Origin of the sequence: Hyella patelloides LEGE 07179 (assembly GCF_900659865.1) — a bacterium.
Lineage (GTDB): Bacteria > Cyanobacteriota > Cyanobacteriia > Cyanobacteriales > Xenococcaceae > Hyella > Hyella patelloides.
In genome coordinates, this window is the sequence record NZ_LR213924.1 from 1 (window position 1) to 16,503 (window position 16,503).

Below are 16,503 nucleotides of genomic sequence, written 5' to 3' on the forward strand. Positions count from 1 at the left end.
AATAACTTCTTCTAACTGCCTCAGATACCAATGTAAATCCTGTTGATAGTACTTTAAATTCAGTATGGGATAACCCACCAATTGACCAGGACAATGATAGGTAACTTCCCCTCCTCGCTCGATCCTATAAATTTGGCGATCGCTATTTGTGGGATCGAAATGAAGAAATTCCGTACTTGCGCTAGTACCGAGTGTATATACTTCAGGATGTTCTAATAAAATCAAGCAATCTTTGAGGTTCGGGTTAGCTAAACGTTCCGCCACCAAAAACTTTTGATTGTCCCAAGCAGCCCTATAAGGAACAATCCCCCAATTTTTTAAAACACAATTTCTCATTTGTAAAGTTAAATCTGTCATCCTTATCTTACAAAATGTCAACCAATGTAAAAGAAAATAAAAAGAATTACAAAGTATATGTTTTGTGGAATACTCAAGTGTTAATCTGAGAGTATTAAAACATCAAACATTAAAGTTTTGCTCGAAAATAACTTTGAGAGTAGAAGGAGACAGTTATTACTAACTTAAAAGTGATTTAATAATTATATGACCTCGAAGAGTTAGTAAACCAAAGTTCGAGAGATTTAATTGATACTACATACAATTGCTGCAAAATCTTAAATTAGAATAAACAAAAGAAAACTATTGTTGCAAAGAGGAATGGGAACGCTCTTGATATTTGTGCTTAATCTTTGACGACAGCAGCAGACAGTATCAACTAAAAAAACGATGACCCCCCAGTAATTTTCTATCAAGAAAGCAATGTTAAATAAAAATAAGATTAATTTAATAATTGCAGTTTGTTATAGTTTTACTGGTCTGTAGAACTTAAAAAATCAACCCCATATCTATTTGGAGTCTAGTATGAAGCTATTGATCCAAGGCAATAATATTGAAGTTACCGATGCAATTAATAATCATGTTCAACAAAAGGTAGAGAAAGCTGTTAGACATTTTCATAATTTGACGACTAAAGTTGATGTTCATTTATCTGTAGCCAGTCATAATCGTGCCAATGATACTCATCAAGCAGAAGTAACTGTGTATGCTAATGGAACAGTAATCAGAGCGCAAGAAAGTAGCGAAAATCTCTACGCCAGTATTGATATGGTTGCAGATAAAATCGCTCGTCAGTTACGCAAATACAAGGAAAAACAACTCCATAAAAAAACTCATGCTCATACCAATATTAGAGAACTAGAATTAACTGAAAAAGAGCCAGTAGAGATCGATTTATCATCAGCAACAACTCCTCAACTACCTGAAGAAGTGGTAAGGACTAAATATTTTGTGATGCCTCCGATGACGGTTCAAGAAGCTTTGGAGCAACTGCAAATTATTGACCATGATTTCTATATGTTCTGCAATAGTACAACCAATGAAATTAATGTAATTTATTGTCGTAATCATGGTGGATATGGAGTTATTCAACCTCGCCCCGCAGATAATAGCCATGCTAATCAAAATGGTAACGGTCATCATGCTAAGGTAAACCACCATGAGTTACCAGTTATTGGTTGATTATTAAACAATAGTGTTATGGTTTGTCTCTTCATCAACTGTGGTATGAGATTCGCAAATGACAAAAGGCAAACCCGCACCTTTTAAACCTTGCTTAATCCTTTCTGGGCTAGAGTCGAACAACACAAATAGAGGATAAATTTTTTCTGCTGCTTCACTCAAGATGTGTTCTTCTCCTAAAGGCATAATCCATTCATAATCTCGATCCAGATAAACCTGGGTTTTTCGCCAACGACTTAATAACTGAGAAAAATCTTCGTGGGGCCGGTGAATAAAAATTAGTATTTCCGTCCCCATTTTGATTTTCCATTCAGGATCGCACATCACAATTCCCAGATCGCAAGGAAGAGAGGTGGCTATGACATCAGAATTAATATGAGTATAATCCTGAGAATGAGACTGAGGTTGACGAACTCTTATAACAGGTAAAGGAATAGTAATTAAACTTTCTTCTGGTCGTCGAGTACTTGGTAGAGTTTCCAGATAAGGACGATATTGCTTTAACAGAGCGATCGCTCTGTTACGACAACTATACTCTGCAAGCAACTTTTCATAATCAGACTGTTTTACACTCATAAAACAAAAACTTGAGCCTTTTCTTTGCTTGTAGATCGAGAAATTAATTAAGCTAATTGATCGAAAATCGAGAACATTGGAAGATACATCGAAAGCAAGATCGTACCAACCATGACCGCAATCCCTACCATCATGATCGGTTCAATCATACTGGTTAGAGCTTTAACCGCTTGTTCTACCTCATCTTCGTAGAAATCTGCCACCTTAGACATCATAGAGTCCAATTCTCCAGTTTCTTCCCCAATACTAATCATCTGAATCGCCAAGGGAGGGAAAACATTTTCTTTTTGAATCGCCAGAGAAATCATCCCACCTTGCTGAATATCCGATTTTGCGCCTCGTATTGCATTGACAATCACTTGATTACTGACAGTGTTACAAACAATATCAAAACAGTTTAAAACAGGGACTCCCGAGCGAGTTAAAACTCCAAACACTCGACAAAAACGAGCTACAGCAGACTTTTCATTTAAGTCACCAAATAGAGGCATCTTCAACATAAAACCATCAATCTGTAACCTACCCATAGGGGTTTTATAGTAAGTTTTAAAGGCAAAAACTAAACCACCAATAACTGCTATGGGAATAACTGCTCTAGGACTTCTTAAAGTGTCACTCAGCCACACCATAAATTTAGTTAAAGCAGGTAATTCTGCACCCAAAGAGTCAAAGATGCCTGAAAATACTGGTATCAAGAAGATTGTCATACCCAAAAAAGCAATTACCGCAAAAGCTCCGACAGTCATTGGATAAGTCATAGCAGACTTAATTTGGTTTTGTAGCTTAGCAATATCTTCTAACAGTTTAGAGAGTCTTTCCAATACTTCATCTAATACACCCCCTGTTTCTCCTGCTTCCACCATATTGACGTAGAGATCGTCAAAACATTCAGGATGTTTCGCCATCGCTTCCGATAAGCTATTTCCCTGTTGTACATCGGCACTAATCCCAATTAAAGCCTTTTTGAGCTTAGGATTACCTGCTTGGTCGCCCAAAATACCTAAGCATCGCACAATAGCAACCCCCGCATTAACCATTACTGATAATTGACGGGAGAAAACAGCCTTATCTTTAACCGTGACTTTACTCAAAGCCACTTCTAATTGAGACAGATCGAAATCAAAAGCAGACTTGGTAATTTTTCCTACCGCAACATATCTATTTTTGAGAATACTACGGGCTTGTTCGGGAGAGGCTGCTTCGACTTTTTCGGTAAAAACGTTTCCTGAGTGGTCTTTAACCTTGACATTATATACGGTCATAAATAATTCACTTAATTAATAGTACTTAATAAATAAACTTGGTTGAGATTTTTGCTCTTGGCTCTTTTGATGTTAAGAGTTTTTAACCAAAAGAAAATTGAAATTTTAGTTGCTTGATTAACTAATGACTAATGGCTCACAGCTAATGACTTCTTTAACGACGAGTTTTGGCTTTTGAAACAGCAGCACCACCAACAAGACGTTGTAATTCATCTGGTTTAGAGCTTTTACCAATCGCTTCTTCCATCGAGATAGTTCCCGTTTTGACCATATTAGCTAAAGCCTGTTCCATCGTCTGCATTCCTAGTTTTGCCCCTGTTTGAATTGCTGAATAGACTTGAGAAGCCTTACCCTCCCGAACTAAATTTGCGATCGCAGGTGTCACAATCATAATTTCTTGTGCCATAGCTCGCCCAAATTCACCAGGTTTAGGGCTTTTCTTCTTAGCGAGAGTTTGACTAAATACTGCTACTAAAGAGTTGGACAGCATCGCCCTAATTTGAGCCTGTTCTGCTGCGGGGAATACATCTATCATCCTGTCTACCGTACCAGAGGCAGAACTGGTGTGTAACGTACCAAAAACTAAGTGTCCTGTTTCTGCTGCGGAAATCGCCAAGGAAATTGTTTCTAAATCCCGCATCTCCCCTACCAGAATGATATCGGGGTCTTCCCGTAAAGCACCTTTAAGAGCATTGGAGAAACTTTTAGTATCTTCTCCTTTTTGTCTTTGGTGAAACAAGCTTTTTACATTCGGGAAAACATATTCAATAGGGTCTTCCACTGTGAGAATATGTTCTGCTCTAGTGCGATTAATTAAGTCCAGCATCGCTGCTAAAGTAGTTGTCTTTCCCGAACCTGTGGGTCCTGTTACCAAAATTAAGCCCTTGGGTCGATTCGTCATATCTCTAACTACATCAGGCAATCCTAACTGGTCGAAATTAGGAATTTTAGAAGATAACGCTCTTAAACAAGCTGCATAACAACCTCTTTCTTTATATACATTGACCCGAAAACGAGCTAAACCCTTAACCCCATAAGAACAGTCTAATTCCCAGTTCTGCTCCAAATCTTTTCTTTGAGTATTATTGAGCATACTGAAAATAAGTTTTTGACAATCTTGAGGATTAAGTTCTTCCCCAACAGGGCCTAGTTTTCCACTGATACGAAAATAAACAGGCGCACCAGCTTGAATATGCATATCAGAACCGCCCATTTCTACAAGCTGTTCCATCAAGTCTTCAATCATTAAATCCATAGTTGATTCTCTTTATTTAAAGTGTGAGTATTTTCCCTAAAATTTTTAGTAAAAGCTTTGAGACTTTTTTTGTTGAAGCTTTCTCATCATGCTTCTTGACAACAAATCTTGAATTGAGAAATAAGATAATTAATTCAAGTCTTTGCGCTAGGGTAAAGCTAATAGCTAAGAGCTTTTTAATCGCTAAAGCGAGAAGTCATACAGTAAGGACAATCTAACCATTCAGGCTGTAATTGAGCATTACAGGTACGACAAATTAAGCCACTTTTACGTTTGGCTTTTAGCTCTGCTTCTAAACCAGAATCAGTAAACGTTACTCTTTCTACTTCTTCGAGGGTGGTGTGACCTTCTCGAACCAAATCAAGGCTATAAGCCAAAATAGTAATCATTCCTTCTTCTACAGCTACTTCTTTAATGCGATCTGTGGTAGCCCCTTGGTTGACTAATTCTTGTATTTTCTCAGAGTTTTTCATTACTTCATAGACACCAACTCGACCTTTATAGCCACCGCCACCACATTTGGGACAAAGAGTACCTTCTGCTTTGGCTGCGGTTCTTTCTTCTGAAGTTAAAGTGTTTGCTTTGTAGAAAGTGACTTCTTCACCATTAGAAGCAGATAAACCAAAGCGAGCTAATTCTTCGATAGTGGGATTATAGGGAATCTTGCACTCACCACAAACACGACGCATCAGTCTTTGTGCCAAAATACCAACTAAAGAACCAGAAATCATAAAGGGTTCAACACCCATCTCATCGAGACGAGAAATTGCCCCCGCAGCATCATTAGTGTGAAGAGTTGTCAAAACTAAGTGACCAGTCATTGCAGCTTCAATAGCTGTTTGTGCTGTTTCTGAGTCTCTAGTCTCTCCCACCAAAATGACATCAGGGTCTTGTCGTAAGAACGCTCGCAGAATCGAAGCAAAGTTCATTCCCTTCTCACGAATTACCTGAACCTGGGTAATACCATCCAAAGAATATTCAATGGGGTCTTCAGCAGTACTGATATTTACTCCAGGGTTATTACGCTCTGCCAATACAGAATAAAGAGTTGTCGATTTACCCGAACCAGTAGGACCTGTTACCAACAGCAAGCCAAAAGGACGTTGTGCCATGTCTCTGACTAACTCTAAAGTAGGTTCATGGCTAATCAGTTTATCCAAACCAAGCTGAGTAGCCGAGTTATCTAAAATCCGCAAACAAATCTTTTCTCCGAAGCGACTGGGTAAAGAGTTAACTCGAAAGTCTACTTTGCGTCCCTGAAACATACGACGAATCTTACCGTCTTGGGGTAAACGTTTTTCTGCAATATCCAAATCTGCCATGATTTTAAAACGAGCAACCACAGAAGGAATAATCTTCTTGGGCATTGGGTCAAAGGCTTCCTGTAAAACCCCATCCTTGCGATAGCGTACCCTTAACCCACTTTCTTGGGGTTCAACGTGAATATCGGATACTCCATCTTGAAGTCCCTTTGCCAAAATTTTATTAACCAGACTAATGATAGGTGCGCCTTGAGCATCATTTACTGCACCTAAATCATCTGCAACTTCATCATCTGTTTCTTCGAGATTAAAATCTAAATTGTCTAAATCGAGAGAAACATCAACATTGACATTTTCCGCTTTTTTGGCAGTTTGCTCTTTCTTCTTGACCTGTTCGTCCAGGTAATTATCAATTAATTTTTGGTAATCAGCTTGGGTAATTACCATCCGTTGCCACTCAATACCTTTAGGACGGAGAATCCGATTGAGATCGTCTTGTGCTTCCAGATTTTCTGGCTCTACCATAGCAACCAGTATCGAAGGCGGTTCGCTCTCCTCTTTCTTAATCGGGATCAGACGATAACGACGACATAAATCCAGAGGAATTAAAGATTCAATCAATTCCGCAGTCTGATTTCCATTAACCTCTTCAATTTCTGGATCGACAGACTCAATACCATAAAGAATTTTTAATTCAAATAAATGGTGTTTTTTATACTGACGAACTAAGTCGGGGGGTAAAGCTTCTCCCGTAACCGACTCCAAAATATCAACTAGAGAACGACCAGATTTTCGGCTATCTTGTAAAGCCTTTTGCATTTGCTCGCCACTAACAACGCCAGCTTCCACTAACTGATTGCCAAAAGGAGAAAAATAATTGCGTAATGCGATCGCTCTAGTTCTTTTCGATTTAGAAGATGAAGAATAAGTCATAAAATCATAAAATATCTCCTGATATTACCCAGTGTTCCCGAAAATATTGTTAAACTTTCAAATTGAATGAGAAAAATCTGAATCTTGCGCTCAAAATTGGTGAGTAATTCTGCTCAGGAAATGTCTACCAAGAGAAAGAACGCAAGAGTTGACGAAATGTTACATTAAGTTAGCGGTAATCGATCTTTATTACCTAGAAGTAAAATTTTAAGTATAGTCTCGGCAATAAAATTCCTATGATTGAAGAGCAAAAACAGCCAGCAACTAACCCCGAAGAAAATCAAGAAAGTTCCTCTACTCCAGAAGTTGTAGTAGAAGAAAATCAAGAAAGTCCCGCATCCGTAAACGATTCTGAAGTGGTCACAAATAATCAAGAAGCGGTCTCAGAATCAGACATCTCTCAAGAAGAAGTAGCATCTGAGACGGTCGTCGAAAATGAGCCTCAAACAGATATTGACCAAGAAAACGCAGAGATTATCACTGCGCTGCAACAAGAAAATGCCAATCTCAAAAAACTCTTAGATGAAAAAACATTACAAAGTAATGGCTTTAAGGGTCAATATGCCAGATTAGCAGCCGATTTCGAGAATTTTCGTCGCAGAACTGCTACAGAAAAAGAAAATCTGGAAAAACAAGCTAAAAAGAATGTTATTACACACTTACTTCCTGTCGTAGATAATTTTGAGCGTGCCAGAGTTCAAATTAAACCCAACACAGAAGGAGAAAAAACTATTCATAACAGCTATCAAGGAGTTTATAAAACTCTAGTGGATTGCTTAAAAAGAATGGGAGTTTCCGCAATGCGCCCCGAAGGACAAGAATTCGATCCCAACTATCATGAAGCAATGCTTAGAGAAGCAACAGATGAATATCCTGAAGGGACTGTCATTGAACAGCTAATGCGTGGTTATACGTTGGGAGAAGAAATTTTACGTCATGCCATGGTGAAAGTTGCTGTTCCGATTGAACCCGTGATAACCTCGGAAGAAGAACAAACAATAGAAGAAAATTCAGTGGATAATACAGAGTCTGTGAGCTAAATTGTTAGTCTTAAAGACAAAAGATTAATGTCTTATACTGACTAACTAATCATTATGAATCTATTATCAATGCACTGTAAATTCACATTAATTAACATTGATATTACCGCCCCGACATTATGGCAAAAGTTATTGGTATAGACTTAGGAACTACTAATAGTTGTGTTTCAGTATTGGAGGGGGGGAAGCCAATAGTAATTGCTAACTCCGAAGGTGGGCGTACTACTCCTAGTATGGTAGCTTTCGCTAAAGGAAATACTCGCTTAGTAGGTCAATTAGCAAAAAGGCAAGCTGTTACTAATGCCCTCAACACAATTAATAGTATTAAGCGTTTTATTGGTCGCCGTTGGGAGGATACAGGAGAAGAACGTTCCCGAGTTTCTTATGATTGTGCTACTGGCAGAGATAATACCGTAGATGTCAAGATTCAGGATCGTCAATATACGCCCCAAGAAATTTCGGCAATGATCTTACAAAAGCTCAAAGCAGATGCAGAGAAGTTTTTAGGCGAAGCAGTAACTCAAGCAGTTATTACTGTCCCTGCTTATTTTACCGATGCCCAACGGCAAGCAACTAAAGATGCAGGAACAATCGCTGGACTGGAAGTATTACGAATTATTAACGAACCCACTGCTGCTGCTTTAGCCTATGGTTTGGATAAATTAGAGCAAGAGCAGAACATTCTGGTATTTGATTTGGGAGGGGGAACTTTTGACGTTTCCATCTTGCAATTAGGTAATGGGGTGTTTGAAGTTAGAGCAACTTCAGGTAACAATCATTTGGGTGGAGATGATTTTGATAATGTCATTGTTCAATGGATGATGCAAGTTTTTCATGAGCAAGAAGATATCAATCTTAAAGATGACAAAATGGCTCTTCAACGTCTTCGAGAAGCAGCAGAAAAAGCCAAAATTGAATTGTCTACTGCTCCTTCTACCTCAATCAATTTACCCTTTATTACGGCTGATGAAACTGGACCAAAGCATCTAGAGATGGAGTTAACCAGAGCTAAATTTGAAGAGCTAGCTAACCAACTAATCAAAGATACTTTAGAGCCAGTCAAGCAAGCTATCAAGGATGCCAACTTAGAACCCAGTGAAATTGACCGTTTGCTTCTAGTTGGTGGTTCGACTCGAATTCCCGCAGTTCAAAAAGCGATTCAAACAGTATTTAAGCAGATGCAAGTAGACCGCTCTGTTAATCCTGATGAAGCTGTAGCTTTAGGTGCAGCGATTCAAGGGGGAGTCTTAGGGGGGGAAGTGGATGACCTTTTACTATTGGATGTCACTCCTCTATCGTTAGGTATTGAAACTTTAGGAGAAGTTTTTACAAAAATTATTGAACGAAATACCACTGTTCCTACTAGTAAATCACAAATCTTTTCCACGGCTGCGGATGGACAAACATCAGTAGAAATTCATGTTCTTCAAGGAGAGCGGGCAATGGCGAAGGATAATAAGAGCCTGGGTAAATTTTTACTAGCAGGAATCCCCGTTGCGCCTCGTGGTGTTCCTCAAATTGAAGTTAGCTTTGAAATAGACGTTAATGGTATTTTGCAGGTTTCTGCCGAAGATAAAGGAACAGGCAAAAACCAAAACATCACTATTTCTAATACTGGAGGTCTGAGTAATGCAGAGGTAGAAAAAATGCGCCAAGAAGCACAAGCCTATGCGGAAAGAGATCGCCGTCGTATTGAGTTGGTAGAACTTAAAAATCAGGCAGAAAATCTGTTTTATAACTATGAATCAACTCTCAAAGAAAGAGAGCAGTTTATCCGCGAAGAATTAAAACAGCAGATTAGGGAGTTACAAGAGCAAATAGAAACTGCTTTTGATAATTCTAATGTCTCTTTTGAAACCGTGCAAAATCTTGTAGAGCAGTTCCGTCAGAAACTTCTGCAAGCAGGAACGGATGTTTATCAACAGGCAAGTCCAGGTGGAGCAGAATTTAGTGAAGATGTAGAATTGGATATAGATACAACTATCTCAGGAGAAAGTATTCAATTTGACACACCTCCAAATCAGTCATCCCAAAGCAAAGCAGTTGTAAAGGTTGAAGAGCGAAATCAAAGATTGGCAGAGCAGGATACCTCCTATGACGATCAAACTATGTTCGATGAAACTACTTTTGAAGATTATGAAGTTGTGGATTAAATCAGCAATCTAATGTTATAAAAACTTTTATATACTATTTTGTTAGAGTACGATTAATACACCACACAAACTACTAAAAATTTATGGCAGGGGACTACTACGAAATCCTAGGCGTATCTCGCGATGCGAACAAAGAAGAAATTAAGCGAGCTTATCGTCGTCTCGCTCGTAAATATCACCCAGATGTCAATAAAGAGCCTGGGGCTGAAGAAAAGTTCAAAGAAATCAGTCGCGCCTACGAAGTACTCTCAGAGCCAGAAATTCGTGGTCGTTATGACCGCTTTGGAGAGGCTGGAGTCTCTTCTGGAGCAGGTGGAGCTTCTGGTTTTGAGTATGGAGATATGGGTGGATTTGCTGATATCTTTGAGTCTATTTTTAGCGGATTTGGTGGTGTAGGTGGTCCTAGTACTTCCCGTCGTCGTAACGGACCTGTAAGGGGTGATGATTTAAGGTTAGATTTAAAACTGGAATTTCGCGAAGCTGTATTTGGTGGGGAAAAACAAATTCGGATTCCTCATTTGGAAACTTGTCAAGTTTGTAGTGGTAGCGGTGCCAAGCCTGGGACAAAAGCTCGTACCTGTAGTACCTGTAATGGTGTTGGTCAAGTAAAGCGGGCTACTCGCACTCCTTTTGGTAGTTTTGCCCAAGTGTCTGCTTGCCCTACCTGTAATGGGACAGGAGAGGTTATTGAAGCGAAGTGTGATGCTTGTAATGGAGCTGGTCGCAAACAAGAAACTAAAAAATTAAAAATCACTATTCCTCCTGGAGTTGATAATGGTACGCGTTTAAGGGTTTCAGGAGAAGGAGATGCTGGAGTCAGAAGCGGAACTTCAGGTGATTTATATGTTTATTTGTTTGTCGAGTCTGATAAAGAATTCACCAGAGATGGCATTAATATTAACTCTGAGATTACTATCAGCTATTTGCAGGCTATTTTAGGTTGTCGTTTGCCTGTCAATACTGTAGATGGTGAAGAAGAGGTGACAATTCCTTCAGGGACTCAGCCTGATACGGTAATTATCTTAGAAAATAAAGGAGTACCAAAGCTGGGCAACCCAGTAAGTCGAGGCAATCATCTAATTACGATTAAAGTCAATATTCCCACCAAAATTAATGTTGAAGAAAGAAGTTTGTTAGAACAATTAGCTAAAATCAAGGGTGAAAGCATTGGTAAAGGTGGTCTTGAAGGATTTTTAGGGGGATTATTTCATAAATGAGCGATTTATCCTCTCAAACTAAAGCAGATGATTTATTAGATTTACGGGGTACTCCTTGTCCTATAAATTTTGTGCGGACTAAGCTACGTCTGGAACAAATGCCTTCTGGCTCAGTTTTAGAGGTGTGGTTAGATTCAGGAGAGCCAATAGAACAAGTACCCAATAGCCTAAAGGTTGAGGGTTACAACTTGCAATCGATTCAAGATTGTGAAGAATATTTTTCTTTGTTGGTTAGTCGTCCTGAAACACTGTGAATTATGCGACAACAAATCAGCAAGAAAATAATACTGAGCTACTGGGTACAGTAACGGCAGTACAGGCTAATTTTTATCGGGTAAGGTTAGCAAATGGCAATTTGTCAACTAAAGAAAGTAGTTTTCAGTATTTACTCTGTACTCGCAGAACTCGATTGAAAAAAATTGGGCAAAAAGTTATGGTTGGCGATCGCGTTGTCATCGAAGAACCAGACTGGCAAGATGCTAGAGGAGCTATTTCCCAAGTATTACCGCGCAAAACGGAACTCCAACGACCTCCTGTGGCAAACGCAGATCGTATTCTGTTGGTTTTTGCTGTAGCAGAACCCGCTTTAGACCCCTGGCAATTAAGCCGTTTTTTGATCGAAGCAGAGTCTACTAATTTAGAGTTGTGCTTATGCTTGAATAAGTGCGATCTTATTACCGAAGAAGTACGAAAGCAATGGCAATCAAGATTGAAAGATTGGGGTTACAAGCCTGTCTTGATCAGTGCCAAACAACAGCAGGGTATTGAGCAATTGTTCCAGCTTTTACAAGGCACAATTACTATTGTTGCAGGACCTAGTGGGGTGGGAAAATCTAGTTTGATTAATCAGTTAATTCCTGATGCTAGCCTAAGAGTAGGCGAGGTTTCGGGTAAATTACAACGAGGTCGTCATACTACTCGTCATGTAGAGTTATTTGAACTACCAGGAGGAGGGTTACTAGCGGATAGTCCTGGGTTTAATCAACCCGATTTAACCTGTGAACCAATGCAATTAGCCTGGTATTTCCCCGAAGCAAGAGAACGTTTACAACAGGGAATTTGTCAGTTTGGTGACTGTTTACATCGAGATGAACCTAATTGCGTGGTGCGAGGAGATTGGGAGCGTTACGAATATTATCGGGAATTTTTAGAAAAAGCGATCGCATATCAGAAGAATTTACAAGATACCCCCGATGAAGAATCTCATACTAAGTTAAAAGTCAAACGTTCTGGAAAAGCTCAATATGAACCGAGATTAGCTACCAAAAAGTATCGTCGTCGTTCTCGTCGTCATAAACATCAGAGTTTACAGGATATTTACAGCGATCGCTCTGTTGATGATTTAGATGAAGACTTTATTTAATAGTGACTAGTTATCAATCGTTTTTGAATTGATTAATCTAGGGAAAGACTGTAATTGTTCCTTTGAGCAATAAATGGTTTGAAGTAAGATCGAAGTGAGCGATAGATACTTGTGTTCCCAAATCTAGCATTAAGCTCTCAGTATTTGTGATTGGAAGCTCTGATATAGTAGTAATTTTTCTAGGAGATAATAGTAAACTATGAGAGTCATTTAATTTGATACTTGTGGTAATTCCTAGAGGATAATTATCGTTTTCTTGCTTACTATAAGTTCCGTCAAAAGAAATTACTGATTCTGATAAATATAGATGCTCCCATTGGTAATTTTCTGGATTTTGAGCTGATTTTTCTTGATTATCACAGAGAAAGCGATTCCACATATCAGTTAATCCAGCAGCTAATAAAGGAGAAGATAAAGAATTTTGCAAATCTGTTTCCTGTAATGAAACTTTAATCTCAACAATAATTGGCTCTAACAATTGTAGTGGTTTTCTCTTAAGAACTTGGGGTAAGTTAAAATTAATATTAGTACCTTTAATTCTAAGTTCGGAGATATGAAGCCCTTGGTAAACAGCGTTATTGGCACTAACACACACTTCAGGGATACAACCTTGAAGAATTTGTCTATCTTTACCTATTATTTTAATTTTTAAATTATCGATAGCCGAAACTTGAGATTTTAACCATAATCTAACCGCACCAGATAACAATTTATCAATCAGCATAAACTTTTTAACAATCTCGATCGTCTTAGCATAGGTCTGAATCTATGATTATTTCCTGTTTCCACACAATACAGGCATTGAAGACAGATGACCATAGCATTTTGTCAAAGTGTAAAGTACATTGGATTGATAGCAAATCAGAATTAGTTTTCAGATAAACTATTTTGTATCTTATGTAGCAGAAAAAATATTATGAATAACCTTGTTAAAAATTTTGTTATATCTTTAATGATACTTTCTAAAAGTTTATGGGAATTATGAGAATAGGCTTTTTCCAGAGAAAAAATAATTCTTTCTTGGTCGCACTAGCACATTTTGTCAGTGTTAACTAAACTCTTGCACACCTATCGCTAGTAGAGTCGCTTATTATACTTATGATGGAATTATCATAGTAGAAAACGGCGATATGACAGAAAGATTACAAAAGATTTTATCTCAATGGGGAATTGCTTCACGCCGTCAAGCAGAAAAAATGATTTTAGCAGGGAGGGTTAAGCTTAACGATCGCTTAGCGATCTTGGGAGATCGAGTCGATCTCAACAGAGATCAGCTAGAGGTTGATGGTAAAATCATACAAAAAAATAATCGTCCGACTCACATCTATTTATTGCTTAATAAGCCTTTAGGAGTAGTTTCAACTTGTCACGATCCTCAAAAGCGACCTACTGTGATTGATTTGTTACCCGATCATTTAAGAAAAGGACAAGGAATTCATCCTGTGGGAAGATTAGATTTTAATTCTAGTGGTGCTTTACTGTTAACCAATGATGGAAATTTAACCCTGAATTTGACTCATCCTCGCTATCACTTGCCAAAAACTTATCATGTTTGGTTAGATGGTTGTCCGACCAATAAAGATTTGGAACTCTGGCGTCAAGGGATTATGCTGATTGATCGCAGAACATTACCCGCAAAAGTCAAGATTGTGCAAGAAAAGCACACAAAAACTTTGCTAGAAATAATTTTAACTGAAGGTAGAAACCGCCAAATAAGGCGTATCGCCGAACATTTAGGATTTAAAGTAATTAGTTTGCATCGTACGGCGATCGCTTCTATCATTTTACGCACTGAATCAGGACAAATTCTACCTCAAGGAAACTATCGCCATTTGACAACCGCAGAGGTTACATTTTTGCAAAAGACTTTTAAAAAAAATCTTTTAAACTTAACTGCATCTGGCGGGAGTGCAGCACATAGAAAACTACAATAGCAATTCCCGACACCACAAAAATCCGAACAATCTCCTAATTTTTAGTTGTCTCCCATGTTAATCTCGGAACAAAAATTAAAAAAAATTGGTGAACGCTTATATCGTAATCGTATTGAGCAAAATATTACATTAGAAAATGTAGCAGCAAAAACTCTGATTTCCAAGCGAATCTTAACCGCAATTGAACAAGGCAGAGTAAAAGATTTACCAGAACCTTTTTACACCAAGGCTTTAATTGCTAAATATGCTCAGGCAATTGGTGTTACAGAAATTTTAGATGAAGAAGAACTAGAAGAAATCATAGAAGATCAGCAAAACTTGGTTTCAACCAGCAAACAAGCTAATATTAGCCCAAGTTTGCCAGCTTTTCAGCTTAAATCTCGACATCTTTACTTTATTTATTTGTTTCTTGTCATTGCAGCAGTAAAGGCGATCGCAAGTTTTGTGGAACAGCCAGTTGTAGTCGATCGGTCTACTATTTCCGAACCAGAAGTAGCTGTTTCGACGGCAACACCAACAGGTAAATCTACGCCTACCACAATTTCTTCGGCATCTCCTTCACAGTTTGTTTCTCAATCTACCAGTAATAACTCCGAATCAGTTGTAGTAGATATTACCCTCAAAGACCGTTGCTGGCTGAAAGTAATGGTGGATGGAAAAGTAGAGTTTGAAGGTACTCTTCCTAAAGGAACACAACGCAGTTGGACCGCTAGAGAACAAATTAATATCATTGCGGGAAATGCTGGAGGAGTGGTTGTCACCTACAATCATGGTCAAGAGAAATTATTGGGTAAACCAGGACAGGTAGAAGAAGTAACTTATACGGTTAATTAAAGAAGTAAGGATTGACAAAGAAAGTAATAAGTTTTTACCGATCGAGTGATAACTGGTCACCGCTCACCGATTACTAAATCACCGCCAAATGGACAATACCATCGCCTTGATTTACGAGAGGATTTAGAGTGTAGCTAATGACAATACCGTTCACACTAGCACGAACCCATTGTTGTGATTGTCCAAAAGCATCGGTAATAAAGCCTAATTTTTGTTTTTTAACCACTTTTTCCCCTAAGCCAATAGCTAAATGAAATATGCCACCTCTTGAGGCTCTAACCCATTTACTTTTACGAATTTCTGTAGGTGCGGTAGGTAACTTGATAGTAGAAAAATCAGACATTCCCAAATGGTTCATAACGCGAAAAATGCCTTGGACTCCCGTTGCAATAGCTTGAGCATCAAAACGCAAGGCTTCTCCTGCTTCGTATAAAAGTACAGGAATTCCTTTTTTGGTTGCTGCTTGGCGTAAAGAGCCATCTCTGGTGGTAGCGTGCATAATTACTTCTGTACCAAAAGCTTTAGCACAATCATAAGTTGCCTTATCGGCTAGGTTGGCTCTAATTTGCGGTAAATTAACTCGATGGATGGCTGCGGTATGTAAATCGATACCGTGGGTACTTTGATTAACAATTTCTCGCATAAATAAATTTGCCAAACGAGAAGCTAAAGAGCCTGTTTCTGAACCAGGAAAGCTACGGTTCAAATCTCTTCTATCAGGAAGATAGCGAGATTGCTCTATAAAGCCAAATACGTTGACAATAGGGACAGCAAAAAGAGTTCCTCGTAAATTTTCTGGTTTGACTTGTTCTAAGACTTGCCGAATAATTTCCACGCCATTAAGTTCGTCTCCGTGAATAGCTGCACTTAACCATAATTTGGGCCCTGGTTTTGTGCCATTAACCACTGTTACAGGAAGAGATAATACAGTTTGGGTAGGTAAACGACTCACGGGAATTTCTAGTATTTGCGATCGCCCTGGGAGAATTGTTTCTTTCGCTATTTCAATTTCATTGGTCATTTATCGTTAAATATCGATCGTTCGTGATATGAGTTACCGAATCTTCTGTTAATTATTGCTTACAAAGCCTACGGCTTTAGCTATAAGCTTTAAGCTATAAGCTTTAAGCCTTCTATAGTAATCGCGCTTATAGCT

General features: G+C 38.6%; 15 protein-coding genes. 8 read left to right on the top strand and 7 right to left on the bottom strand.

What is annotated here, in order from left to right:
* Positions 1-357: lipoyl(octanoyl) transferase LipB (gene lipB / locus H1P_RS21255; RefSeq protein WP_144871105.1), on the bottom strand; the 357-nt coding region annotated here is incomplete at its 3' end.
* A 504-nt stretch (positions 358-861) separates the two neighbouring features.
* Between lipB and hpf the strand changes: the two genes are divergently transcribed.
* A complete protein-coding gene (gene hpf, locus H1P_RS21260) occupies positions 862-1,518 on the top strand; it encodes a ribosome hibernation-promoting factor, HPF/YfiA family (RefSeq protein WP_144871107.1) in 657 nt (218 codons plus the stop codon).
* A 3-nt stretch (positions 1,519-1,521) separates the two neighbouring features.
* Here hpf and H1P_RS21265 read toward each other — a convergent pair whose 3' ends face one another.
* From H1P_RS21265 to H1P_RS21280, 4 genes are all read right to left on the bottom strand, one after another.
* On the bottom strand, positions 1,522-2,094 hold the full coding sequence (locus H1P_RS21265) for a hypothetical protein (protein WP_144871109.1): 573 nt from the start codon (positions 2,092-2,094) through the stop codon (positions 1,522-1,524).
* 47 nt (positions 2,095-2,141) lie between these two features.
* On the bottom strand, positions 2,142-3,356 hold the full coding sequence (locus tag H1P_RS21270) for a type II secretion system F family protein (protein WP_144871111.1): 1,215 nt from the start codon (positions 3,354-3,356) through the stop codon (positions 2,142-2,144).
* A 154-nt stretch (positions 3,357-3,510) separates the two neighbouring features.
* On the bottom strand, positions 3,511-4,611 hold the full coding sequence (locus tag H1P_RS21275) for a type IV pilus twitching motility protein PilT (RefSeq protein WP_144871113.1): 1,101 nt from the start codon (positions 4,609-4,611) through the stop codon (positions 3,511-3,513).
* Between the two features lie 176 nt (positions 4,612-4,787).
* Positions 4,788-6,806 (bottom strand): GspE/PulE family protein, encoded by a 2,019-nt coding sequence (locus H1P_RS21280; RefSeq protein ID WP_144871115.1) that lies wholly within the window; start codon positions 6,804-6,806, stop codon positions 4,788-4,790.
* A gap of 236 nt (positions 6,807-7,042) precedes the next feature.
* Between H1P_RS21280 and grpE the strand changes: the two genes are divergently transcribed.
* The 5 genes from grpE (at position 7,043) to rsgA (ending at position 12,579) form a co-directional block, all read left to right on the top strand.
* Positions 7,043-7,846: a nucleotide exchange factor GrpE gene (gene grpE, locus H1P_RS21285; RefSeq protein ID WP_144871117.1), complete on the top strand. Its 804-nt coding sequence runs from the start codon at positions 7,043-7,045 to the stop codon at positions 7,844-7,846.
* 119 nt (positions 7,847-7,965) lie between these two features.
* A complete protein-coding gene (gene dnaK / locus H1P_RS21290; protein ID WP_144871119.1) occupies positions 7,966-9,999 on the top strand; it encodes a molecular chaperone DnaK in 2,034 nt (677 codons plus the stop codon).
* 83 nt (positions 10,000-10,082) lie between these two features.
* Entirely contained in the window at positions 10,083-11,216 is a 1,134-nt protein-coding gene (gene dnaJ, locus H1P_RS21295; protein ID WP_144871121.1) for a molecular chaperone DnaJ, read from the top strand.
* A complete protein-coding gene (locus tag H1P_RS21300; RefSeq protein ID WP_144871123.1) occupies positions 11,213-11,470 on the top strand; it encodes a sulfurtransferase TusA family protein in 258 nt (85 codons plus the stop codon). The genes dnaJ and H1P_RS21300 overlap by 4 nt, the downstream gene beginning before the upstream one ends.
* The gene (gene rsgA / locus H1P_RS21305; RefSeq protein WP_144871125.1) at positions 11,467-12,579 is read left to right on the top strand and encodes a small ribosomal subunit biogenesis GTPase RsgA; all 1,113 of its coding nucleotides are present in this window, start codon (positions 11,467-11,469) and stop codon (positions 12,577-12,579) included. Before H1P_RS21300 ends, rsgA begins: the two co-directional genes overlap by 4 nt.
* A gap of 37 nt (positions 12,580-12,616) precedes the next feature.
* On the opposite strand, the gene H1P_RS21310 is transcribed toward rsgA, so the two are convergent.
* Positions 12,617-13,303, bottom strand: a complete 687-nt coding sequence (locus H1P_RS21310) for an LmeA family phospholipid-binding protein (protein ID WP_144871127.1) — start codon at positions 13,301-13,303, stop codon at positions 12,617-12,619.
* A 406-nt stretch (positions 13,304-13,709) separates the two neighbouring features.
* Between H1P_RS21310 and H1P_RS21315 the strand changes: the two genes are divergently transcribed.
* On the top strand, positions 13,710-14,513 hold the full coding sequence (locus H1P_RS21315) for a pseudouridine synthase (RefSeq protein WP_144871129.1): 804 nt from the start codon (positions 13,710-13,712) through the stop codon (positions 14,511-14,513).
* Between the two features lie 54 nt (positions 14,514-14,567).
* Positions 14,568-15,347, top strand: coding sequence for a RodZ domain-containing protein (locus H1P_RS21320; protein ID WP_144871131.1), 780 nt, complete (start codon positions 14,568-14,570; stop codon positions 15,345-15,347).
* 73 nt (positions 15,348-15,420) lie between these two features.
* Here H1P_RS21320 and H1P_RS21325 read toward each other — a convergent pair whose 3' ends face one another.
* A complete protein-coding gene (locus H1P_RS21325; RefSeq protein ID WP_144871133.1) occupies positions 15,421-16,368 on the bottom strand; it encodes a succinylglutamate desuccinylase/aspartoacylase family protein in 948 nt (315 codons plus the stop codon).
* Positions 16,369-16,503 lie beyond the last annotated feature (135 nt).